We start from the raw sequence: 16,856 nt of genomic DNA on the forward strand, positions 1-16,856 counted from the left end.
GGTACGGCATTAAACCAATTTGGCGCGTCCGCTCACACCACCGTGTAATCGAACTCACCCGCCTCGCTCGCGCGCACCGCAATGCGTTCGATCGCCGCGCCGTTCGCCACACGTTCCAGCACCTGCTGCGCCACTTCGGGCAACAGCGTGCCGTTCAGAATGTGATCCACATTGCGCGCGCCGGAATCCACTTCGGTGCAACGTGCAAGCACCGCATCGACCAGCGACTCGTCCCACTCGAACACCGCCTTGTGATTCGACTCGATACGGCGGCGAATGCGGTCGAGTTTCAACTCGATGATTTCGGCGAGCACGTCGTCGGAAATCGGATAGTACGGCACCACTTTCATGCGTCCGAGAAATGCCGGTTTGAATGCCTTGTATAGTTGCGGGCGCAAGGTTTCCGCAAGTTCATCGGCGTCGGGCAGTTCTTCCGCGCCCTTGTTCAGGCAGGCCTGCATCACCGCCTGCGAGCCGACGTTCGACGTCAGAATGATCAACGTGTTGCGGAAATCGATCTCGCGGCCTTCGGCATCATCCATCGTGCCTTTGTCGAACACCTGGAAGAACATTTCGAGCACGTCGGGGTGCGCCTTTTCGACTTCGTCGAGCAGCACCACGGAATACGGATTGCGGCGCACCGCTTCGGTCAGCACACCGCCCTCGCCATAACCGACATAGCCCGGCGGCGAACCTTTCAGACCAGACACGCTGTGCGCTTCCTGATACTCGCTCATGTTGATCGTGACCATCTTACGCTCGCCACCGTACAGCACGTCGGCCAGCGCCAACGCGGTTTCGGTCTTGCCGACGCCCGACGGTCCCACGAACATGAACACGCCGCGCGGTTTGTTCGGGTCTTCGAGATTCGCGCTTGCGGTGCGTACGCGCTGCGCAATCGCATCGAGCGCGTGGTCCTGGCCGATCACACGCGCGGCCAGCAACGGCTGCAGGTTCAGCACGGTCTGGATTTCGTCCTTGACCATGCGGCCGAGCGGAATGCCGGTCCACGCGGCGACGATTTCGGCGACCACGTGAGCGTCGACCTGCAACGGCACCATCGGTTGGCCGCCTTGCAACGCGTGCAGTTCGGCGACGCGCGTGGCGAGCGTTGCGCGCGCCTGCTGCGCTTTATCCGCTTGCTCCGGGTCCGCGCTGCTCACGCGCGCCGCGTCGATGTCCGCGCGCAAGCCGACAATCTCCGTCACCAAAACGCGTTCCTTGTCGTAGCGGGCTTCGTCTTCGGCGACATCCTTGAGGTCCTGTTCACGCAGGCCGCGTAATTCGGCGAGCCGTTCATCGTGCAATGCGCCGCTCGCTACTTCGCGTTCCAGTGCGGCGATTTCAGCGTCGATACGTTCGAGGCGCTTTTTCGTATCGTCGATGGCTGCCGGTGTCGAACTGTGCGCAAGCGCGACTTTCGCGCAAGCGGTGTCGAGCACGCTGATCGCTTTATCCGGCAGTTGCCGGCCGCTGATGTAGCGATGCGACAACCGCACCGCTTCGGTGATCGCATCGTCGAGCACGCGCACGTTGAAGTGCTTTTCCATCAACGCGGCCATGCCGCGCAACATGGCCGCGGCAAGCGACTCGCTCGGCTCCTCGATCTTCACGACCTGAAAACGCCGCGCGAGCGCCGCGTCTTTCTCAAAGTACTTTTTGTATTCGCTCCACGTGGTGGCAGCGATGGTGCGCAATTCGCCACGCGCCAACGCCGGCTTCAGCAGATTGGCCGCGTCGTTCTGCCCGGCCTGACCACCGGCGCCGATGATGGTGTGCGCTTCGTCGATAAAGAGAATGATCGGATGCGGACTCTTCTTGACCTCATCGATCACGTTCTTCAGGCGGTTTTCAAACTCGCCTTTCACGCTCGCGCCGGCTTGCAGCAGCCCCATGTCGAGCACGTGCAGCGCCACGCCTTTGAGCGGCGCGGGCACGTCGTCGGCGGCGATGCGCAGGGCGAGACCTTCGACCACCGCCGTTTTGCCGACGCCGGCCTCGCCCGTCATGATCGGGTTGTTCTGGCGGCGGCGCATCAGAATGTCGATGGTCTGGCGAATCTCGCCTTCACGGCCGATCACCGGATCGATCTTGCCTTCACGCGCGCGCTGCGTGAGGTTGCTCGTATAGGTATCGAGCGCCGGCGTCTTAGACGGCGCGCCCGGTGAGGTAGCGGTCGCGACTGGATCGCCCGCGTTATCTCCCGCGCTTTGCGTCTCGTTGCTGCGCTCGACTTCGCGCGAGCCCGCGGTCAGTTCATCGAACTTGTGCTTCAGGTCGGTTACGCGCACATCGCGCAGCAACGGCGACATGCGCTCGGCGAATTGCGCGAGATCCGGCGCGCTCAGCAGCGCCAGCAACAGGTGTCCTGAACGGATCCGCCCGATTTGCGAATCGAGCGACGCAATCAGCCACGCCTGTTCGAGCAGCTCGATCAGATGCTTCGAAAACACCGGCGTGCGCGTATTGCCGGTTTTCAAACGCTGCAACTCGCGCTCGAGATCCGCGCGCAACGCATGCGCGTCGATCCTGCTCGCGCGCAGCACCAGCGCGACGTCGCTGGCCGGTTCGTCCAGCAGCGCCAGCAGCAGATGCTCGAGGTCGACCTCGTAGTGACCGCGCGCGAGGCAATTGTTCGCCGCCAGCAAAGCCGCCTGCCGGCAGGTCGGATTCAGTTTGGCGATCAGGGTGTTGAGGGACGTGCTCATGTCGTGCGATCCGGGTCCGGGTTCTGTCGTTATAGTCAGTGAATCACGTGCAATTCGTAGCGGGCATCCGCGCGGTCACGGTCGGCATCTTTCGTGCATAGGAACGCGTCCCAGCCGAGGCGCGCGCCCTTGCTCAACAGACTGGGCCCGACGGCTTCGCGGCGCAGCACCAGCGACACCTCGTATTCGAGTGTGACGCCGGCCAGCAGCGTGAGCATGCGTTCGAGCGCCACCGCCCGCTCGGCGCCGGGTAAAAACGCTTCGTAATTGGCCTTGTCGAGCGGTCCGATCACGAGCCGCGCGCGCATGTCGCGCTGCCAGACGCGCTCGCCCGCCAGCGCGGTCGCGCCGAGCGTCGCGTTGACGCTGCCGAGCAAGGTCAACTGATCGCGCGGCACGTCGTACCATTTGCCGACGAACTGCTCGACGCGCACCCGCACCTTGAAGTACTCCGAGAGCGTGCGTTGCAAATACGCCGCCGATACCGGCCGATGCCGCGCGGCCAATGCGTAGCCGGCAATCGCCTCGTCGAATAGCGCGCCCTTGCCGCTTTGCAGGCTGTTGCGCGTATCGTCGTCGGCGACGCCGGCGAGCGCAAGCAAAAGCGGCAGGTAACGTTCGTCGCGATCCAGTTCATAGTGGAACGGCAGACGGTATTTCTTCCACGCCGCGTAGAACAGCGCCGTCGCGCGATTCGAGAACACATCGAAGAACTCCCGCGCGGCGCGATCGCGCTTGATCTGTTCACGCGCGACGATCTGTTCGGTGTAATGCAGCGGCAGAGCGCCCTGCCCGCCGAGCAAGCCGAAAAAGGCCGGCGTGATATCCACCTTATCGAGCGAGCCGTCCTCGAGCGCTGCCGTGCGCTGCGACTTTTCTTTCAGCGCCGCACCTGCATTGTCAAACGACTGCGCGCCATGAATCTCACTCGGCGGGAACGACATCGACAACGAATTGCGAAAAGCAATCCGCTGCGCGACGACTTCGCCGGGACGTCCCGCGTGAGATGGCGATTGCTGCGCGAACCACTTCTCGAGAATCCGCACCGCCTGAAAAAATTCGAAGCGATGCGGCTCGTCGAGAAGCTGCTCGACTACGCCAGGATCGATTCGCCGCTGCGCGGTTTGCATCGCAGGATCTCCTCGCCGGTGCGCTTCGACACGACGACCAGTTGCACAAAGCTGTTCAGATGCACGTACAGCCCAAAAAACGTATCGATCACGCGCACGAACGACGCGAGACTCGTGCCGACGAAATGTTCTTCGTCGATCGTCAAACGGATCTCGATACCGCGCACGAAAGTGGCGAACGGTTTGCCCGGCAGCCATTGCACGGCGGCGTGCTGCTCGATGCCGACCAGTCCGTCGATATGCCGCGCGGACACTGCCGTGCGCCGCAAGTCGTAGAGCACGAGCATTTCCTTGAGCGCGGACAAACCGCTACTGGCGAGCGAGACGTGATTTAACGCCAGATGTGAAATCAATCGCCAATGCGCGGCGCGTCCGCGTTCGAAACGCACGCTTGGCGTAGGCCGGCGCAGCATCGAGATGCTGCCGGTCAGCGAGCCGCCTTCGAGAAACAGATCGCCGCCGTCCAGCCCCACTGCGAGACCAGCAGGCAAATCGCGATTGGTACACGTCAGATCGAGACTCAAGGTATCGGTCTGCGGCGCGACCGGTTCAAAGTCGATATCGACGATCGAGATTTCAGTCTCGTAGCCGGGGCTTTTCTGCGCGACCCAGTCGTTGCGCCGCGCGAACCAGTAGTGCCCCGCGCGCGCTGCTTCGCCGTGATGCAATGAATAGAACGGCCGGAATTCGATCACCGATTCTTCGTGCGCCTGCTGCCTGACGAGTTTCACCGAATCGATCGAATAGACCTCGTAGGCGAACGCGCGACGCGCTTCGGCGATCACCGGATAAGAAATCGCCTGATGGCTGACACGGATCGGCTCGCCGTGCTGTTCGAACAGATTCACCACCGGCGTGCAGAACAGGCGGAAATGATGCGCGGCCAATGAATCCAGCAGACGCGCCATGTGCGAATCGCTGCGCACCTCCTTCAACACGACATGCAGCGTCAAACGCTGGCAGTGGCCGCTCGCGCGTGTCATCGCCGCCAGGTCGAAGTCGGCGAAATTGAATTTTTCGGGGAACGCGAAGTATTCGGTCAGCAACCGGTATGCCGGATGCGATTTGGCCGGATAGTCGATCAGCGCGTCGTCTTCGTCGAAACCGGCGTGCACGACCGGAGATTCGCGCAGTTGTTTCCACGCGCCGCGGCGGTCGGCTTCCACGTATGTGGCCATGCCGTTGACGAACAGACAGTCCGCCAGCGCCGCGATAAACGACTGTTCGCCGTGCAAATGCGTGCGCAGCTTGCCGACTTTCAGCGCCGTGAGGTCGAGTTGCGCCGCCGTCGATTCAAAGGTGATCGATACGATCGCCGTGGCATTGCCCGGCAGCACGGTCGCACTCGGCGCCATCGCCACCGACGTGTACTTCGCTTCGGAAATACGGATCGGCGCCAGCGTCACATCGTAAGCCGTGCGAAAACGGCATTGCACGCCGCGAATGGGCCGTGACTTGAGTTCGGTGCCGCGCTCGACAAGAACCGGCTCGGTCAGATGACTCAGCGCGGCGGACGTGCCCAGTTGCGCGATCGAGCACGACGGGAACGGCCGCAGGTAGTGCGGGTACAGCACTTCCAGCAGCGCTTCGGTGAATTCGGGGTAATCGTCGTCGAGTTTCTTGTTGATGCGCGCGCCGAGTAGCGCGAACGACTCGATCACCCGCTCGACGTGCGGGTCTTCGCAGTGTTCGCCGGACATGGCGAGGCGCGCCGCGATCTTCGGATAGCGCTCGGCGAAGTCGCGCGAATAGCGCCGCAGAAATGACAACTCGCGCTCGTAATACGGCAGCAATTCTTCCATCGATTTATCCCCGGACCTGACACTTCTCCGCCTAGTTCATCGCAGCCGTTGCGCGTAACGGTTGCGGTAAAGCGGTACTCTCAACACCACTACTCAGAAAAACACCGACAGAAAATCACCCATTACAACTTCGCGCGTGCGCGCGTAACGGAGTATTGCAGCGTGGACGGCTGCAACATTGCATCGAAACTCACCGGTTCTTCCGCCGGATGGACCACCAGCAGCGCCTGAATCGCAAAGTTCAGCGCATTGGTGGATTGTTCGTTCAATTCGAGCGTGACCGCCACCTGCTGCAAGCGCGGCTCGTGCCGCGCAATCGCCTGTTGAATCGATTTGCAGATGAACGTGCGGTCGTAATGACTCGCGAGGCTCAAACCCGCGAAGTCGTTCAGGCCGTACGTGAGCACCGAGCGCTGACATTCCGGCAGCGCCGCCAGTTCGTGTTCGGTCAGCGCGATGCGCGTATTCAGGATCGCCTCGACGTCGCGCGCGACGGTGCTCTTCAATTCATCCAACGACAATTGCCGCATCGCCGGGGAAGCCGGCAGATGCGGTTCGTCGTCGAACAGCTTGTCGAGAAAGCTGGGTTCGAAGCGTTTCATCAGCGTCCGAAGAAGCGGATCGATGCGCGGCGCACCCGGCGCGCGGCAGCTCTTCCGAGCCGCGCGCGCCGCGTGCGCCCGTGCATCAGACCGCGTACGTCTTGTCGTTCTTCGTCAGGCTCCACGCGCCTTGCGCGTTGCCGCCCTGGTTGCCGCCGATCTTCTGCTGCGTGTACTTCCACTGCACGGCAGCGTACTTCAGCGAGAACTGTTCGGTCGGCAGGCCTTCACCCACCACACTCGGCGTCACGCTCGAAATGATCACGTACTTGAGCTTCACTTCCAGGTACTTGATGCGATTGCCTTCGCCGTCCGAACGCATGAAGTCGATCGTGACTTCGTCGAACGTCGTGCCGCCCGACGCGTGTTGATAGATCAGCGGGCTGACCACGTCGATGTCTTTCGTGAACTGCATATCGGCGTGTTCGCAGCGCTCGGAGGTGTGACCACCTGCCGTGGAAGCCGTTGCCGAACGCGGTTGCGTGATCGAGTGGCTCCACGAATCAATTTCGATCCAGCCAGCGTGATCCTTATCGGCAGACTCGCCTTTGATCGCCGGATTGCCGAATTTTAAATAGATATCCTTCATAACTCATCGACTCCCCAAAGAGGTGGTTTTAAGCCAACCCGGGCGGCCAGCCCAGGCCAGCTGACTTGCTTTGCTTTATGAATTAGCCGGTTTCGGCAGGTCAGCGACAAGCCGCAAAGAGATCGACAGCTCATCCAGTTGAAAGTGCGGACGCAGGAATGCGACCGAACGATACGCACCAGGCTTGCCCGGAATCTCCGAGACTTGAATCGACGCCTCGCGCAGCGGGAACTGCGCCTTCTGCTCCTGAGTTGCGTTGTCGTCCAGCAGCACGTACTGCGAGATCCAACGGTTCAGGAATACTTCGACGTTCTGTGCCGACGCAAAGCTGCCGATCTTGTCGCGCATCATCGCCTTCAGGTAGTGCGCGACGCGCGATACCGAGAAGATGTACTGCAATTGCGCGGACAGGACCGCGTTGGCATTCGCGCTGTCGGTGCTGTATTTCTTGGGTTTCTGCACCGATTGCGCGGCGAAGAACGCGGCGTAGTCCGAATTCTTGCAGTGCACGAGCGGAATGAAGCCGAGGTCGCTCAGTTCTTTTTCGCGGCGGTCGGTAATCGCGATTTCAGTCGGGCATTTCAGCGCGACTTCGCCGTCGTCGGTCTTGAAGGTGTGGGTGGGCAGATCTTCGACCAAGCCGCCGCCTTCCACGCCGCGAATCGCCGCGCACCAGCCGAAGTCGTCGAATGCGGCCGTCAGGCGTGCGGCGAATGCCCACGCTGCGTTACACCACAGGTATTTGCTGTGATCGGTGCCGTCCACGTCTTCGACGAAGTTGAAACCCTCCGCCGTGGCGCCGTCTTTCGGATTGAACGGCAGGCGGCCGAGAAAACGCGGCAGCGTGAGACCGACGTAGCGGGAATCTTCGGCGTCGCGGAACGACTTCCACTTCGCGTATTCGACCGTGTCGAACACCTTGCCGAGATCACGCGGCTTGCCGAGGTCGGCAAAGGTATCGAGGCCCATCAGTTCGGGCGACGCCGACGCGATGAACGGCGCATGCGCGGCCGCGGCAACGTGCGACATCTGTTCGATGAAGTACATGTCTTCCGGCTGACGCGTTACTTCGAAGTCGCCCACGATCGTGCCGAACGGCGAGCCGCCGAAGGTGCCGAATTCTTCTTCGTAGATCTTCTTGAACAGCGCGCTCTGATCGAATTCGATGGCGGTCTTGAAGTCGCGCACCAGGTCTCGCTTGGGCGCATGCAGCGCCTTGATCTTGACCGTTGCCCCGGTGTTGCTTTCCTTGCACAGATAGTCGAGGCCGCGCCACGTGCTTTCCATGCGCTGGAATTCCGGCGCGTGCATCACCGCGCTCAACTGCGCGGAGATCAGGCGGTCGAGTTCGGCGACGCGCGCGTCGATGGTGGCCGACAGGTTATCGGACACCACCACCGTGCCGTCGAGCACCTGATGCACGAGTTCGCCGATCAGGTCTTTCGCGCGCGCGTGCTCGGAATCGGACTTCGCCACGCGGCTCTTCTCGACAATCTCGTCGAGCAGCGTGGATTCCGTACCGCTTTGCGCGGTCGCCAGTTGGGCTGCTGCCGTTTGCTGATTCATCTCACACCCCGTGCTTATTCGCCCTGCTTGTCGTGGTCCGGCGCGCCGCCGTGCTGGTCCGCCGCGTTGCTCTGGTCTTTCGCCAGGGTTTGCAACTGCTGCGTGTTGTTGAGCACTTCGCTCAGCAGGTCTTCGAGTTTGTCGTTGCCGGCCAGCTTGTTGCGCAGATCGGCGAGCTTCGAACGCGCTTCGAGCAGGCGCCGCAGCGGTTCGATTTGCGCGACCACTTCGTCCGGATTGAAGTCTGCCATCGACTTGAAACGCAGGTCGACCGCGAATTTGCCGCCGGCTTCGCTCAGGCGGTTTTCCACCTGAAACGCGGCGCGCGGTTCGATCGCTTTCATCACGTCGTCGAAATTATCGCGGTCGATATTGACGAACTTGCGATCGCGCAGCTTCGGCTGCTCGACTTCGGACTGCCCCGCCAGATCGGCGACCACGCCGACGACGAACGGCAGTTCCTTCACCTCGATCGCATCGCCACGCTCGACCTCATAGGTCAACTGAACGCGGGGCGGCCGCACTTTTTGCAAGCGTTTTTGAATGCTTTCTTTCTTCGCCATCGTCGGCTCCCGGTGCTGATGGATCAGGCGTGTGGATCAGCGCAGCGCGCTGAACGGATCGGACGCGCCGCTGCTTTGCGCCGCTTTGGCGGGTGCTGCAGGCGCTGCCGGCGCAGCGGGCGCTGGCGGCGCGGCGACGGGAGTCGTGGCGCCGGGTGTGGCGTCAGGCGTATCCGCTGCCGGCTTGCCCTTGGCAACGTGACGAACCACGCGCTTCTTCTTCGCCGCCGGCTTGTCGCTCGGGTCGGGCGGGAACAGCGTGGCTTCGCCGAGCGTGTCGCGCAGTTGCTTGGCGAGCGCTTGCGCATCCGACTTCGCGTCGCCCGCGAGCGACGCGTCCTGACGCAATTCGCCGAGCGATTGCGTGGCGACGCGCAGGCCGGCCACCGCGAGCACGCTCTTGGCCTGACGATCGGTCTGATCGCGTTGCAATGCTTCTTGCGCGGCCACGATTGCCTGACCGTAATGACCTTGTGTGAACTGGATCTGCGCAATACGCGACCACGGTTCTTCACGCGTCGGATCGGATTTGGAAAGCTGCTGGTAAAGCGCGATAGCGCGATCCTGATCGCCGCCCTTTGCGACGGTATCGGCATCCGCGAGTTGCTTATTAAAAGCCTCCGGTGTGGTCGCCACGTTGTTGCCCTGTGTTGCGCAACCGGCCATCACGCCGCATGCCAACACAACCCCAGATAGTTTTACTAACAGACGCTCATTCATCGTTTTTCACCGACGTGCGAATTTTTTAATTCAAGGAGAAACCGGAGTTTTGCTTTGCTTGAAGTGCGCGGGTATAGTACAGGCCAATTTTCGATAATTCAACTTTCGTGTGAAGAAGGATTGCACAAAAAAAATGCATGCGGATCATTTAAACGAAACATGCAGAAATTGTTTCCTGGCGCAATAGCAGCACAGGGGATACCGGAAAAAATTTCCACTCGCCGGCTGCCGGCCCGGTAGAGCCGGCAATTACAAGCGCTTTGCATATCGCGGCATTAAGTGGCATAGCGTGGCTACAAATTTGCCGGATTGAGTTCGTTATTGATGTTTTGACGGGGGACGGCGCCGAGCCGGTCGATGTATATGAATTCGCGTGTTATTCGCTATGCATCGCTTTTGATCGCCAATGCGGCGGTCTGCGCGCTTCTGGGCGGCTGCGCGGCCGGCGTGACGGTGCTCGGAGCCGCTGCCAACGCGGCTTTGCAGGCAAGCGGCCTCGGCAAGCCGGATCTGCCTGATGCCCAGAAACCGCCGCGCAATCTCGGCCTCACCTTATATGCAGCGTCGAATCTGAATGCCGCGAATGACAAACGGCCATTGGCGCTGGTGGTGCGGCTTTACGTACTGAAAGACCCGACTTCATTCCAGCAGGCGCCGTTCGACGCATTTACCGATCCAGCAAAGGAAAAGACCGTATTGGGCGGTGATTTGCTGGGCGTGCGTGAAGTAACGCTGATCCCGGGCCAGCGCTACGTTGTTACCGAAAAAGTCTCGCGTGAAGCGCAGGCATTCGGTATCGTCGCGCTATTCCGTGATCCGGCGATGCAGCGCTGGAAATTCGCCTTCGACCCGGCGAAGTCGGAGAAATCCGGCATAATGATCGGCCTGCATAACTGTGCAATGACGGTGACCAATGGCACGGTGATCCCGCCAGACCAGGGACTGCCCGCGCAAGCGCTAAATATGCTTTCGTCGGTAAGCTGCGGATAAAGATGCCGGTCAAATGCGATTTAACATTTTTAAGCAATTAACAATGCGGCGCTCGAATCGGTTATCTCCGGGTGCGCCACACGCAGAACGCATATAACGGGTTTGAGATGAGTTATTCGGCAAAAGTGCTATGGGGGGAAGGCCTGTTTCTGAGGCCGCAGCATTTTCAGCGTCAGGACGCTTATCATGAGGCGCGCCTGTTCGAGTCGATCCAGGCGATCCAGCCGTATAACTGGGGCGTGCGCTCAGCGCGCTTCGATCGCGACGCGCTCGGCAGCAATGTGCTGCGCGTGAGCGAACTCTCGCTGGTGTTTCCCGACGGCGCGCTCTACTCCGCGCCTCAGGCCGACGACCTGCCGCCGCCCATCGCGCTGGATACGCTTCCCGACGGCATCAACGAATTCACGTTTTATCTCGCGCTGCATCCGCTGCGCGAAACCGGTGCGAACTATGCGCAGGACAGCAACGCCGGTTTCGTGTCGCGTTACGTCAGCGAACAGACGCCGGTGGCCGATCATTTCACCGACGCCGCCGAAGCCGACATCACCTTCCTGAAGACCAGCGTCAAGCTGATCGCGCATAGCGAGCCGCGCGATCAACTGCTCTCGGTGCCGCTCGTGCGGGTACGCCGCACCGCCACGAGCGGGTTCGAAATCGACGACACATTCGTGCCGCCCTGCCTCGCTATCGACGCCTCGCCGATCCTGCATCAGCGCCTGCGTCAACTGATCGACGCCTTGCAGGCCAAGGTCAACGCGTTATACGGTTTTCACCGCGAGCCGACCAAGAACATCATCGAGTTCCGTTCCGGCGACATCGCCTCGTTCTGGCTGTTGCATACCGCGAGCGCGGCCTTCGCTTCGCTCGCGCATCTGTACCAGCATTCGGCGCTGCATCCCGAACGCCTGTTTCAGGAACTGCTGCGGCTCGCCGGCCAGTTGATGACGTTTTCGAAGGGCTACGCGCTCTCCGACCTGCCGGCGTATCGCCACGACGATCCGGGCCCCGGCTTCGCGCGTCTCGACACGATCCTGCGCGATCTGCTCGAAACCGTGATCTCCACGCGCTACTTCGCGATCGCGCTCGAAGAAGTGCGTCCGTCGTTCCATGCGGGCCGGCTCGACTCGGGCAAGATCGACGACAAGACCATGTTCTACATCGCGGTATCGGCGGATATGCCGACCGCCGAGCTCGTGGAAGCCGTGCCCGCGCGCTTCAAGGTCGGCGCGCCGGACGACGTCGACAAGCTGGTGCTCTCGGCCATGCCGGGCGTGCGGCTCGTCTACACGCCGCAGGTGCCGCCCGCCATTCCGGTGCGTCCGGGCGCGTGCTACTTCTCGTTCGAATCGCGCGGCGCGCTGTATGACCGTATGTTGCAGGCTCAATCGGCAATGATCTACGCGCCGTCGGGCATCAACGATCTTCAACTCGAACTGATCGCCGTCACATCATGAGCTACGCGCCATCCCTCTTTGGCGGCAGCACGCCTGCCGCCGCGCCCGCCCCGATCACCGAGCCGAGCTATCAGGTCCGCTCGCTGCTCGATCTGCTGTACGACGGTTTCTTCATGTTGTTCCTGTTGAAGAACGGCCGCGAGCCCGGCGACGCGCAGGAATTCAGCCAGCGCATCCAGCAGTTCCTCGGCGACTTCGAGCGCGGGGCGAAGAAGCTCAATGCGTCGGCCGAAGATGTCTACGCGTCGAAGTTTGCGTTCTGCGCGGCCATCGACGAATCGGTGTTGTCGTCCACCTTCAGGATCCGCACGGAATGGGAGCGCCGGCCGCTGCAACTGGTGCTGTTCGGCGAGCAACTGGCGGGCGAGAAATTTTTCCAGTATCTCGAGGAATGCCGCGCACAAGGCGCGGCACGCTTGCAGTCGCTGGAGGTGTTTCACATGTGCCTGCTGCTCGGTTATCAGGGTAAGTATCTGCTCGAAGGACCGGAGAAGCTCGCGTATCTGACCGCGCGCATCGGCGACGAAATCGCGCATCTGAAGGGCAAGCGCGCGCAGTTCGCGCCGCATTGGCCGCTGCCCGATCAGGTCGCGCACCGTCTGAAGCGCGAGGTGCCGTTGTGGTCGATCGGCGCGGTGTTCGCGCTGGTGGGATTGCTGGCTTATCTCGGCCTGAATACTTATCTGCGCGATCAGACCTTGCGTTCGCTCGCGCCGTATTCGCAGGTGGTCAAGCTCGGTCCGCAATCGGCTACGTTGACGATTTCGTTGCCTTAAGCATCAACGCGTCGATCAATGGAATAAGAGAGCCCGCTTGCGCGGGTTTTTCTTCATCGGTTGAAAATGGACAATGTGGCTGAAATGGGCGTTCGCACCGCTCGCGGCACGCGGCCCTCGCCTCTTCATGCCGCCAGCCCCGTTGGGCCTGCCCCTTCCTCGGGCTAGAAATCCACGTACCGACAGCAACTCACTCCCTCGACGCGGACTATAGGAACTCTGTGACCCATCATCGCGCGGGCTCGCTTTCGTCCTCGACGGCCTTGATATGCGTATCGAATCGGCCTGTGTAAAACAACGTCAAGGATGCGCTCGTTCTATGTACAGACGTGCAAGAGCAATGCTACAAGGAGGTTCTCCCGACTACGGAAAAAACAATGCCCGTGTTCTGTAGCTTCACTCTCAATCGAAAAGAAACTTCGCGGTTGGTTTGCTCGGGCTTCGGCGAGGTCGAGGCTTACTCAGGGCAGAAGATAGGTCGGGACAATCCTGACGATGTGGCCGATGTGGATGTGGGCCCCATTCCCCCCGGCACGTACTATCTAGTCGACCGGCAATCGGGCGGACGCCTGGGCGGGCTACGAGATTTTATCGCCGAACACGCGGGTAGTACTGACCGGCACACGTGGTTCATGCTCTGGAATCCACACGGCGGCGATATCACAATGACCCACGGCATTCGGCGAGGCCAGTTTCGCCTTCACCCCGAGGGTGAAAGGCGCCTCAGCGAAGGCTGCATCACCGTGAAGAGTCCGGCTGATTTTGAGCGACTCCAACGTTATATCCGCGCGTTCAAACCCACCATGCAGGTGCCCGGAGGTGACATGCGAGCATACGGGCGGGTCGAGGTCCGATGAAACCTGCGCGATTGCTTCAATGGTGCATTAGCTCGCTGGCCGTTTGGTTCGCACTGGGGACAGCTTTCGCCTGGGGATCGCAACAGCTTTCGTTTGAAATACCGCTATGGCTTGCGGACTTCGTAAGATGGCTGCTGCGTTCCCTGTATCCCGACTGGACGCCAGATGCCTACGATATCGAGGCGTGGACTAACTCTCTCCTTTTCGTGTCGGGTTATCTCGCCGCCGCCGTCTTTGTCGGATTCATAAGCGTATTCGCATCGAAGCGTCTGTCCAGCAGGCGATAGGCTTCGGCTGCCAACTTTGCGGCTCGCCAGCACCTGCGTGCATTGCCATCCAGCGTTCAAAACCGCTTATTGCGACTCTTCCGCCCACACCGCATTTTCACGCGCCATCAGCGCCGTCGAAGCCGCCGGCCCAAACGTGCCCGCCGTATAACCGCGCGGCTTTTCGCCGGATTTGCCCCAGCCTTCCAGAATCGGTTCGGCCCATGCCCACGCCGCTTCGAGTTCGTCGCGCCGCATGAAATGCGTGAGGCGTCCGCGAATCACATCGATCAGCAAACGCTCATACGCTTCCGCGCGACGCTCGGTGAAGGCCTGCTGCAAATCCAGATTCAGATTCACCGGCAGCATGTGCATGCCGCTGCCTGGCTCCTTCGCCAGCACCTGCAACTGGATCGATTCTTCAGGCTGCAACTGGATCACCAGACGATTGCCGTAATTGCGCCCGCCCTTCGGAAAAATCGAGAACGGCAGTTCGGCGAATTCGATAACGATCTCCGACACCTTCTTCTGCATCCGCTTGCCGGTGCGCAGGAAAAACGGCACGTGCGCCCAGCGCCAGTTGTTGATATGCGCGCGCAAGGCGACGAAGGTTTCGGCGCGGCTGCCCGCCGGCACGTTGTCTTCTTCCTGATAACCCTTCACGGCCTCGCCGTCCACGGCGCCCGCGGTGTACTGGCCGCGCACGGTATCGCGCGCGATGTCCTCGGGGGTCATCGGACGCAGCGAGCGCAGCACCTTGAGCTTTTCGTCGCGCACCGCGTCCGGGTCGAGCGACACCGGCGGCTCCATCGCAACGATGCACAGCAATTGCAGCAAGTGGTTCTGCACCATGTCGCGCAGCGCGCCGGTTTTATCGTAGAAGCCCGCGCGGCTGCCCACGCCGACCGTTTCCGCCACGGTGATCTGCACGCTCTTGATATACGGCGCCTGCCACAGCGGGCCGAAAATCGGATTGCCGAAGCGCAGCACCATCAGGTTCTGCACGGTTTCCTTGCCGAGGTAATGGTCGATCCGGTAGATCTGCGCTTCGCTGAAATGCTTGCCGACCGCCGTGTTGATTTCCTGCGCGGAGGCCAGATCGTGACCCAGCGGCTTCTCGAGCACGACGCGCGAGTTGGCGTCGATCAAGCCCGCGGCGGCGAGGTTGTCACAGATGTTCGTGAACAGATCCGGCGACGTCGCGAGATAGAACACGCGGCGCACGCCTTCGCGCGACACTTCTTTCAGGCGCTGATAGTCTTCGACCGAGTCGACGTCCATGCGCACGTACTCGAACAGCGCGAGAAATTTGTCCCAGGCGCCGGCATCGAACGCTTTCTTTTCGATGAAGGGCTTCGCCTTCAGCTCCATGAATTCGTTGATGTACTCCTCACGCGACCAAGGCTTGCGGCCGATCGTGAGAATGCGGGTGTTCGGCGGCAGATTGCAGTGCAGATGCGCCATGTAGAGCGCAGGCAGCAGCTTGCGAAACGACAGATCGCCGGTACCGCCGAAGATGATCATGTCGAGCGGCAGGTCGGGAGTGGCAGAAGCGTGTTGGGTCGTCATAGCGCGGTCGCAGCGTCGTGAGGGATAAGGCGTCGGTGAACGGCAGAAAAAAGCGGGCAGAAAAAAGCAGCGGCGCGGTGCCGGCGCACCGGCACTTCTTCTGGCAAACGCCTATGGTGCAACGTTTTGAGATTGTTTGCACGGCAACATGTGCCTCAGGTTCGCGCAATATGCCAACCTGGCGCGCTAAAGGCCTGTTTTCAGGACCTTTTTCGGTGTTGGCGGGCACGCCCTGTCCTGCCGCAAAGCATGCCCCGCAGGCCATGCGCGGCCCTCTCACGTGGGTTTTTTCTCCAAGCCTTCAACCTCCTGACAACGCCTCGCGCGCCACGCGGCACGCCGCCAGATCCCACGCTGCACAGCCGACGCTTTTAAATACGATCGGTTTTTTTTGCGGCAACGACGCTGCATTCTCGAGCACCGAAGCGATGCCGCCGACCTGAGCCCAGTCGACGCCCGCCTGAATGAAGTCGCCGGCTTCGTGGCGCGCGCCGGCTTCGTCATCGACGAAAAGTGCGCTTTCGCCGAGGGTGCGCGCGCCGATCTCGACCATCGCCGGCGTGAATGCGCCGACGCCGATCACGAGGCGCTCCGCGCGCGCCGCCTCGTCGTAGACCGGCTGTCTGCTCGTGGTCAGCGCGATCACTACATCGACCGAGTCGGGGATCGTGGCACCGGGTTGGATCAGCGGCTGAAGATCACGCGCCTTGCCCTGATGCGCGGCGCAAAACGCCTCGGCGCGCGCAGGCGCGCTGCCCTTGACCCACACTCGCGCGTCGGGAAACAGTTCGCCGATCGCCTCCAGATGGTTGAGCGCCTGCGTGCCGGTGCCGATCAGCAGAAATTCGCGCGGCGTTGCCGCGGCGAAAGTGTCGACGCCGAGCATCGAGATTGCCGCCGTGCGGCGTCCCGTCACGGTCGGGCCATCGAGGATGAAGAGCGTCTCGCCGGTGTCGGCGTCGAACGCCATCACCTTGCCGTGGATGGTCGGCAGGCCGTGTGCGCGATTGGCCGGGCATACGTTGACCAGCTTGTGGATCGCGAGATCGGGCGCGGTGGCCGGCATCGACAGCATGATGCCGTCCTCGTTGAGCGGCACGACCAGCCGCTCGGGACTCGCAATGCGCCGCTGTGCATAGTCGATGGTCGCGCGCTTGAGTGCATCGACAAGCGCGGCATAGGGAATCAGCCGCGTGGTCGCGGCGGCGTCGAAAGTCTGCGTGGTCGGCTGGGTCATGGGCAGGTTGTTCCGGTGTTTGGCAAA

14 protein-coding genes are annotated in these 16,856 nt (G+C 61.5%); 4 read left to right on the top strand and 10 right to left on the bottom strand.

Annotated elements, in window-relative coordinates; all coding sequences use genetic code 11:
- Positions 1–32 precede the first annotated feature (32 nt).
- The 8 genes from tssH to B0G81_RS12685 form a co-directional block, all read right to left on the bottom strand.
- The gene (gene tssH / locus B0G81_RS12650) at positions 33–2,708 is read right to left on the bottom strand and encodes a type VI secretion system ATPase TssH (RefSeq protein WP_134135927.1); all 2,676 of its coding nucleotides are present in this window, start codon (positions 2,706–2,708) and stop codon (positions 33–35) included.
- Positions 2,709–2,743: 35 nt separating this feature from the next.
- Positions 2,744–3,838 (bottom strand): type VI secretion system baseplate subunit TssG, encoded by a 1,095-nt coding sequence (gene tssG / locus B0G81_RS12655; RefSeq protein ID WP_134135929.1) that lies wholly within the window; start codon positions 3,836–3,838, stop codon positions 2,744–2,746.
- Positions 3,802–5,640, bottom strand: coding sequence for a type VI secretion system baseplate subunit TssF (gene tssF, locus B0G81_RS12660; RefSeq protein ID WP_134135931.1), 1,839 nt, complete (start codon positions 5,638–5,640; stop codon positions 3,802–3,804). The genes tssG and tssF overlap by 37 nt, the downstream gene beginning before the upstream one ends.
- 122 nt (positions 5,641–5,762) lie before the next feature.
- Positions 5,763–6,242 (bottom strand): type VI secretion system baseplate subunit TssE, encoded by a 480-nt coding sequence (gene tssE / locus B0G81_RS12665; RefSeq protein WP_007176945.1) that lies wholly within the window; start codon positions 6,240–6,242, stop codon positions 5,763–5,765.
- Positions 6,243–6,327: 85 nt separating this feature from the next.
- Positions 6,328–6,831, bottom strand: a complete 504-nt coding sequence (locus tag B0G81_RS12670) for a type VI secretion system tube protein Hcp (RefSeq protein WP_020070381.1) — start codon at positions 6,829–6,831, stop codon at positions 6,328–6,330.
- Between the two features lie 75 nt (positions 6,832–6,906).
- Positions 6,907–8,397 carry a type VI secretion system contractile sheath large subunit gene (gene tssC / locus B0G81_RS12675; RefSeq protein ID WP_012426790.1) on the bottom strand — a complete coding sequence of 497 codons (1,491 nt, stop codon included), beginning with the start codon at positions 8,395–8,397 and terminating at the stop codon, positions 6,907–6,909.
- A 14-nt stretch (positions 8,398–8,411) separates the two neighbouring features.
- On the bottom strand, positions 8,412–8,960 hold the full coding sequence (tssB, locus tag B0G81_RS12680; RefSeq protein ID WP_106280696.1) for a type VI secretion system contractile sheath small subunit: 549 nt from the start codon (positions 8,958–8,960) through the stop codon (positions 8,412–8,414).
- Positions 8,961–8,996: 36 nt separating this feature from the next.
- The gene (locus B0G81_RS12685; protein ID WP_134135933.1) at positions 8,997–9,680 is read right to left on the bottom strand and encodes a tetratricopeptide repeat protein; all 684 of its coding nucleotides are present in this window, start codon (positions 9,678–9,680) and stop codon (positions 8,997–8,999) included.
- Between the two features lie 363 nt (positions 9,681–10,043).
- On the opposite strand from B0G81_RS12685, the gene tssJ reads away from it, so the two are divergent.
- The 4 genes from tssJ (at position 10,044) to B0G81_RS12705 (ending at position 13,757) form a co-directional block, all read left to right on the top strand.
- Positions 10,044–10,670 (top strand): type VI secretion system lipoprotein TssJ, encoded by a 627-nt coding sequence (gene tssJ, locus B0G81_RS12690; RefSeq protein WP_106280917.1) that lies wholly within the window; start codon positions 10,044–10,046, stop codon positions 10,668–10,670.
- 107 nt (positions 10,671–10,777) lie between these two features.
- Positions 10,778–12,124 (top strand): type VI secretion system baseplate subunit TssK, encoded by a 1,347-nt coding sequence (gene tssK / locus B0G81_RS12695; RefSeq protein WP_106311647.1) that lies wholly within the window; start codon positions 10,778–10,780, stop codon positions 12,122–12,124.
- Entirely contained in the window at positions 12,121–12,900 is a 780-nt protein-coding gene (gene icmH / locus B0G81_RS12700) for a type IVB secretion system protein IcmH/DotU (protein ID WP_106280691.1), read from the top strand. The genes tssK and icmH overlap by 4 nt, the downstream gene beginning before the upstream one ends.
- Positions 12,901–13,277: 377 nt before the next feature.
- Positions 13,278–13,757: a DUF2778 domain-containing protein gene (locus B0G81_RS12705; protein WP_134135935.1), complete on the top strand. Its 480-nt coding sequence runs from the start codon at positions 13,278–13,280 to the stop codon at positions 13,755–13,757.
- A 353-nt stretch (positions 13,758–14,110) separates the two neighbouring features.
- On the opposite strand, the gene zwf is transcribed toward B0G81_RS12705, so the two are convergent.
- The gene (gene zwf, locus B0G81_RS12710; RefSeq protein WP_116121336.1) at positions 14,111–15,592 is read right to left on the bottom strand and encodes a glucose-6-phosphate dehydrogenase; all 1,482 of its coding nucleotides are present in this window, start codon (positions 15,590–15,592) and stop codon (positions 14,111–14,113) included.
- A 301-nt stretch (positions 15,593–15,893) separates the two neighbouring features.
- Entirely contained in the window at positions 15,894–16,829 is a 936-nt protein-coding gene (gene lhpI / locus B0G81_RS12715) for a bifunctional Delta(1)-pyrroline-2-carboxylate/Delta(1)-piperideine-2-carboxylate reductase (protein WP_134135937.1), read from the bottom strand.
- Between the last annotated feature and the right edge of the window lie 27 nt (positions 16,830–16,856).

It is taken from the genome of Paraburkholderia sp. BL6665CI2N2, assembly GCF_004366535.1.
GTDB lineage: Bacteria > Pseudomonadota > Gammaproteobacteria > Burkholderiales > Burkholderiaceae > Paraburkholderia.

Coding starts and splice junctions, on each gene's coding strand:
- tssH (WP_134135927.1), bottom strand. CDS start 2,708: ATGAGCACGTCCCTCAACACCCTGATCGCCAAACTGAATCCGACCTGC.
- tssG (WP_134135929.1), bottom strand. CDS start 3,838: ATGCAAACCGCGCAGCGGCGAATCGATCCTGGCGTAGTCGAGCAGCTT.
- tssF (WP_134135931.1), bottom strand. CDS start 5,640: ATGGAAGAATTGCTGCCGTATTACGAGCGCGAGTTGTCATTTCTGCGG.
- tssE (WP_007176945.1), bottom strand. CDS start 6,242: ATGAAACGCTTCGAACCCAGCTTTCTCGACAAGCTGTTCGACGACGAA.
- B0G81_RS12670 (WP_020070381.1), bottom strand. CDS start 6,831: ATGAAGGATATCTATTTAAAATTCGGCAATCCGGCGATCAAAGGCGAG.
- tssC (WP_012426790.1), bottom strand. CDS start 8,397: ATGAATCAGCAAACGGCAGCAGCCCAACTGGCGACCGCGCAAAGCGGT.
- tssB (WP_106280696.1), bottom strand. CDS start 8,960: ATGGCGAAGAAAGAAAGCATTCAAAAACGCTTGCAAAAAGTGCGGCCG.
- B0G81_RS12685 (WP_134135933.1), bottom strand. CDS start 9,680: ATGAATGAGCGTCTGTTAGTAAAACTATCTGGGGTTGTGTTGGCATGC.
- tssJ (WP_106280917.1), top strand. CDS start 10,044: ATGAATTCGCGTGTTATTCGCTATGCATCGCTTTTGATCGCCAATGCG.
- tssK (WP_106311647.1), top strand. CDS start 10,778: ATGAGTTATTCGGCAAAAGTGCTATGGGGGGAAGGCCTGTTTCTGAGG.
- icmH (WP_106280691.1), top strand. CDS start 12,121: ATGAGCTACGCGCCATCCCTCTTTGGCGGCAGCACGCCTGCCGCCGCG.
- B0G81_RS12705 (WP_134135935.1), top strand. CDS start 13,278: ATGCCCGTGTTCTGTAGCTTCACTCTCAATCGAAAAGAAACTTCGCGG.
- zwf (WP_116121336.1), bottom strand. CDS start 15,592: ATGACGACCCAACACGCTTCTGCCACTCCCGACCTGCCGCTCGACATG.
- lhpI (WP_134135937.1), bottom strand. CDS start 16,829: ATGACCCAGCCGACCACGCAGACTTTCGACGCCGCCGCGACCACGCGG.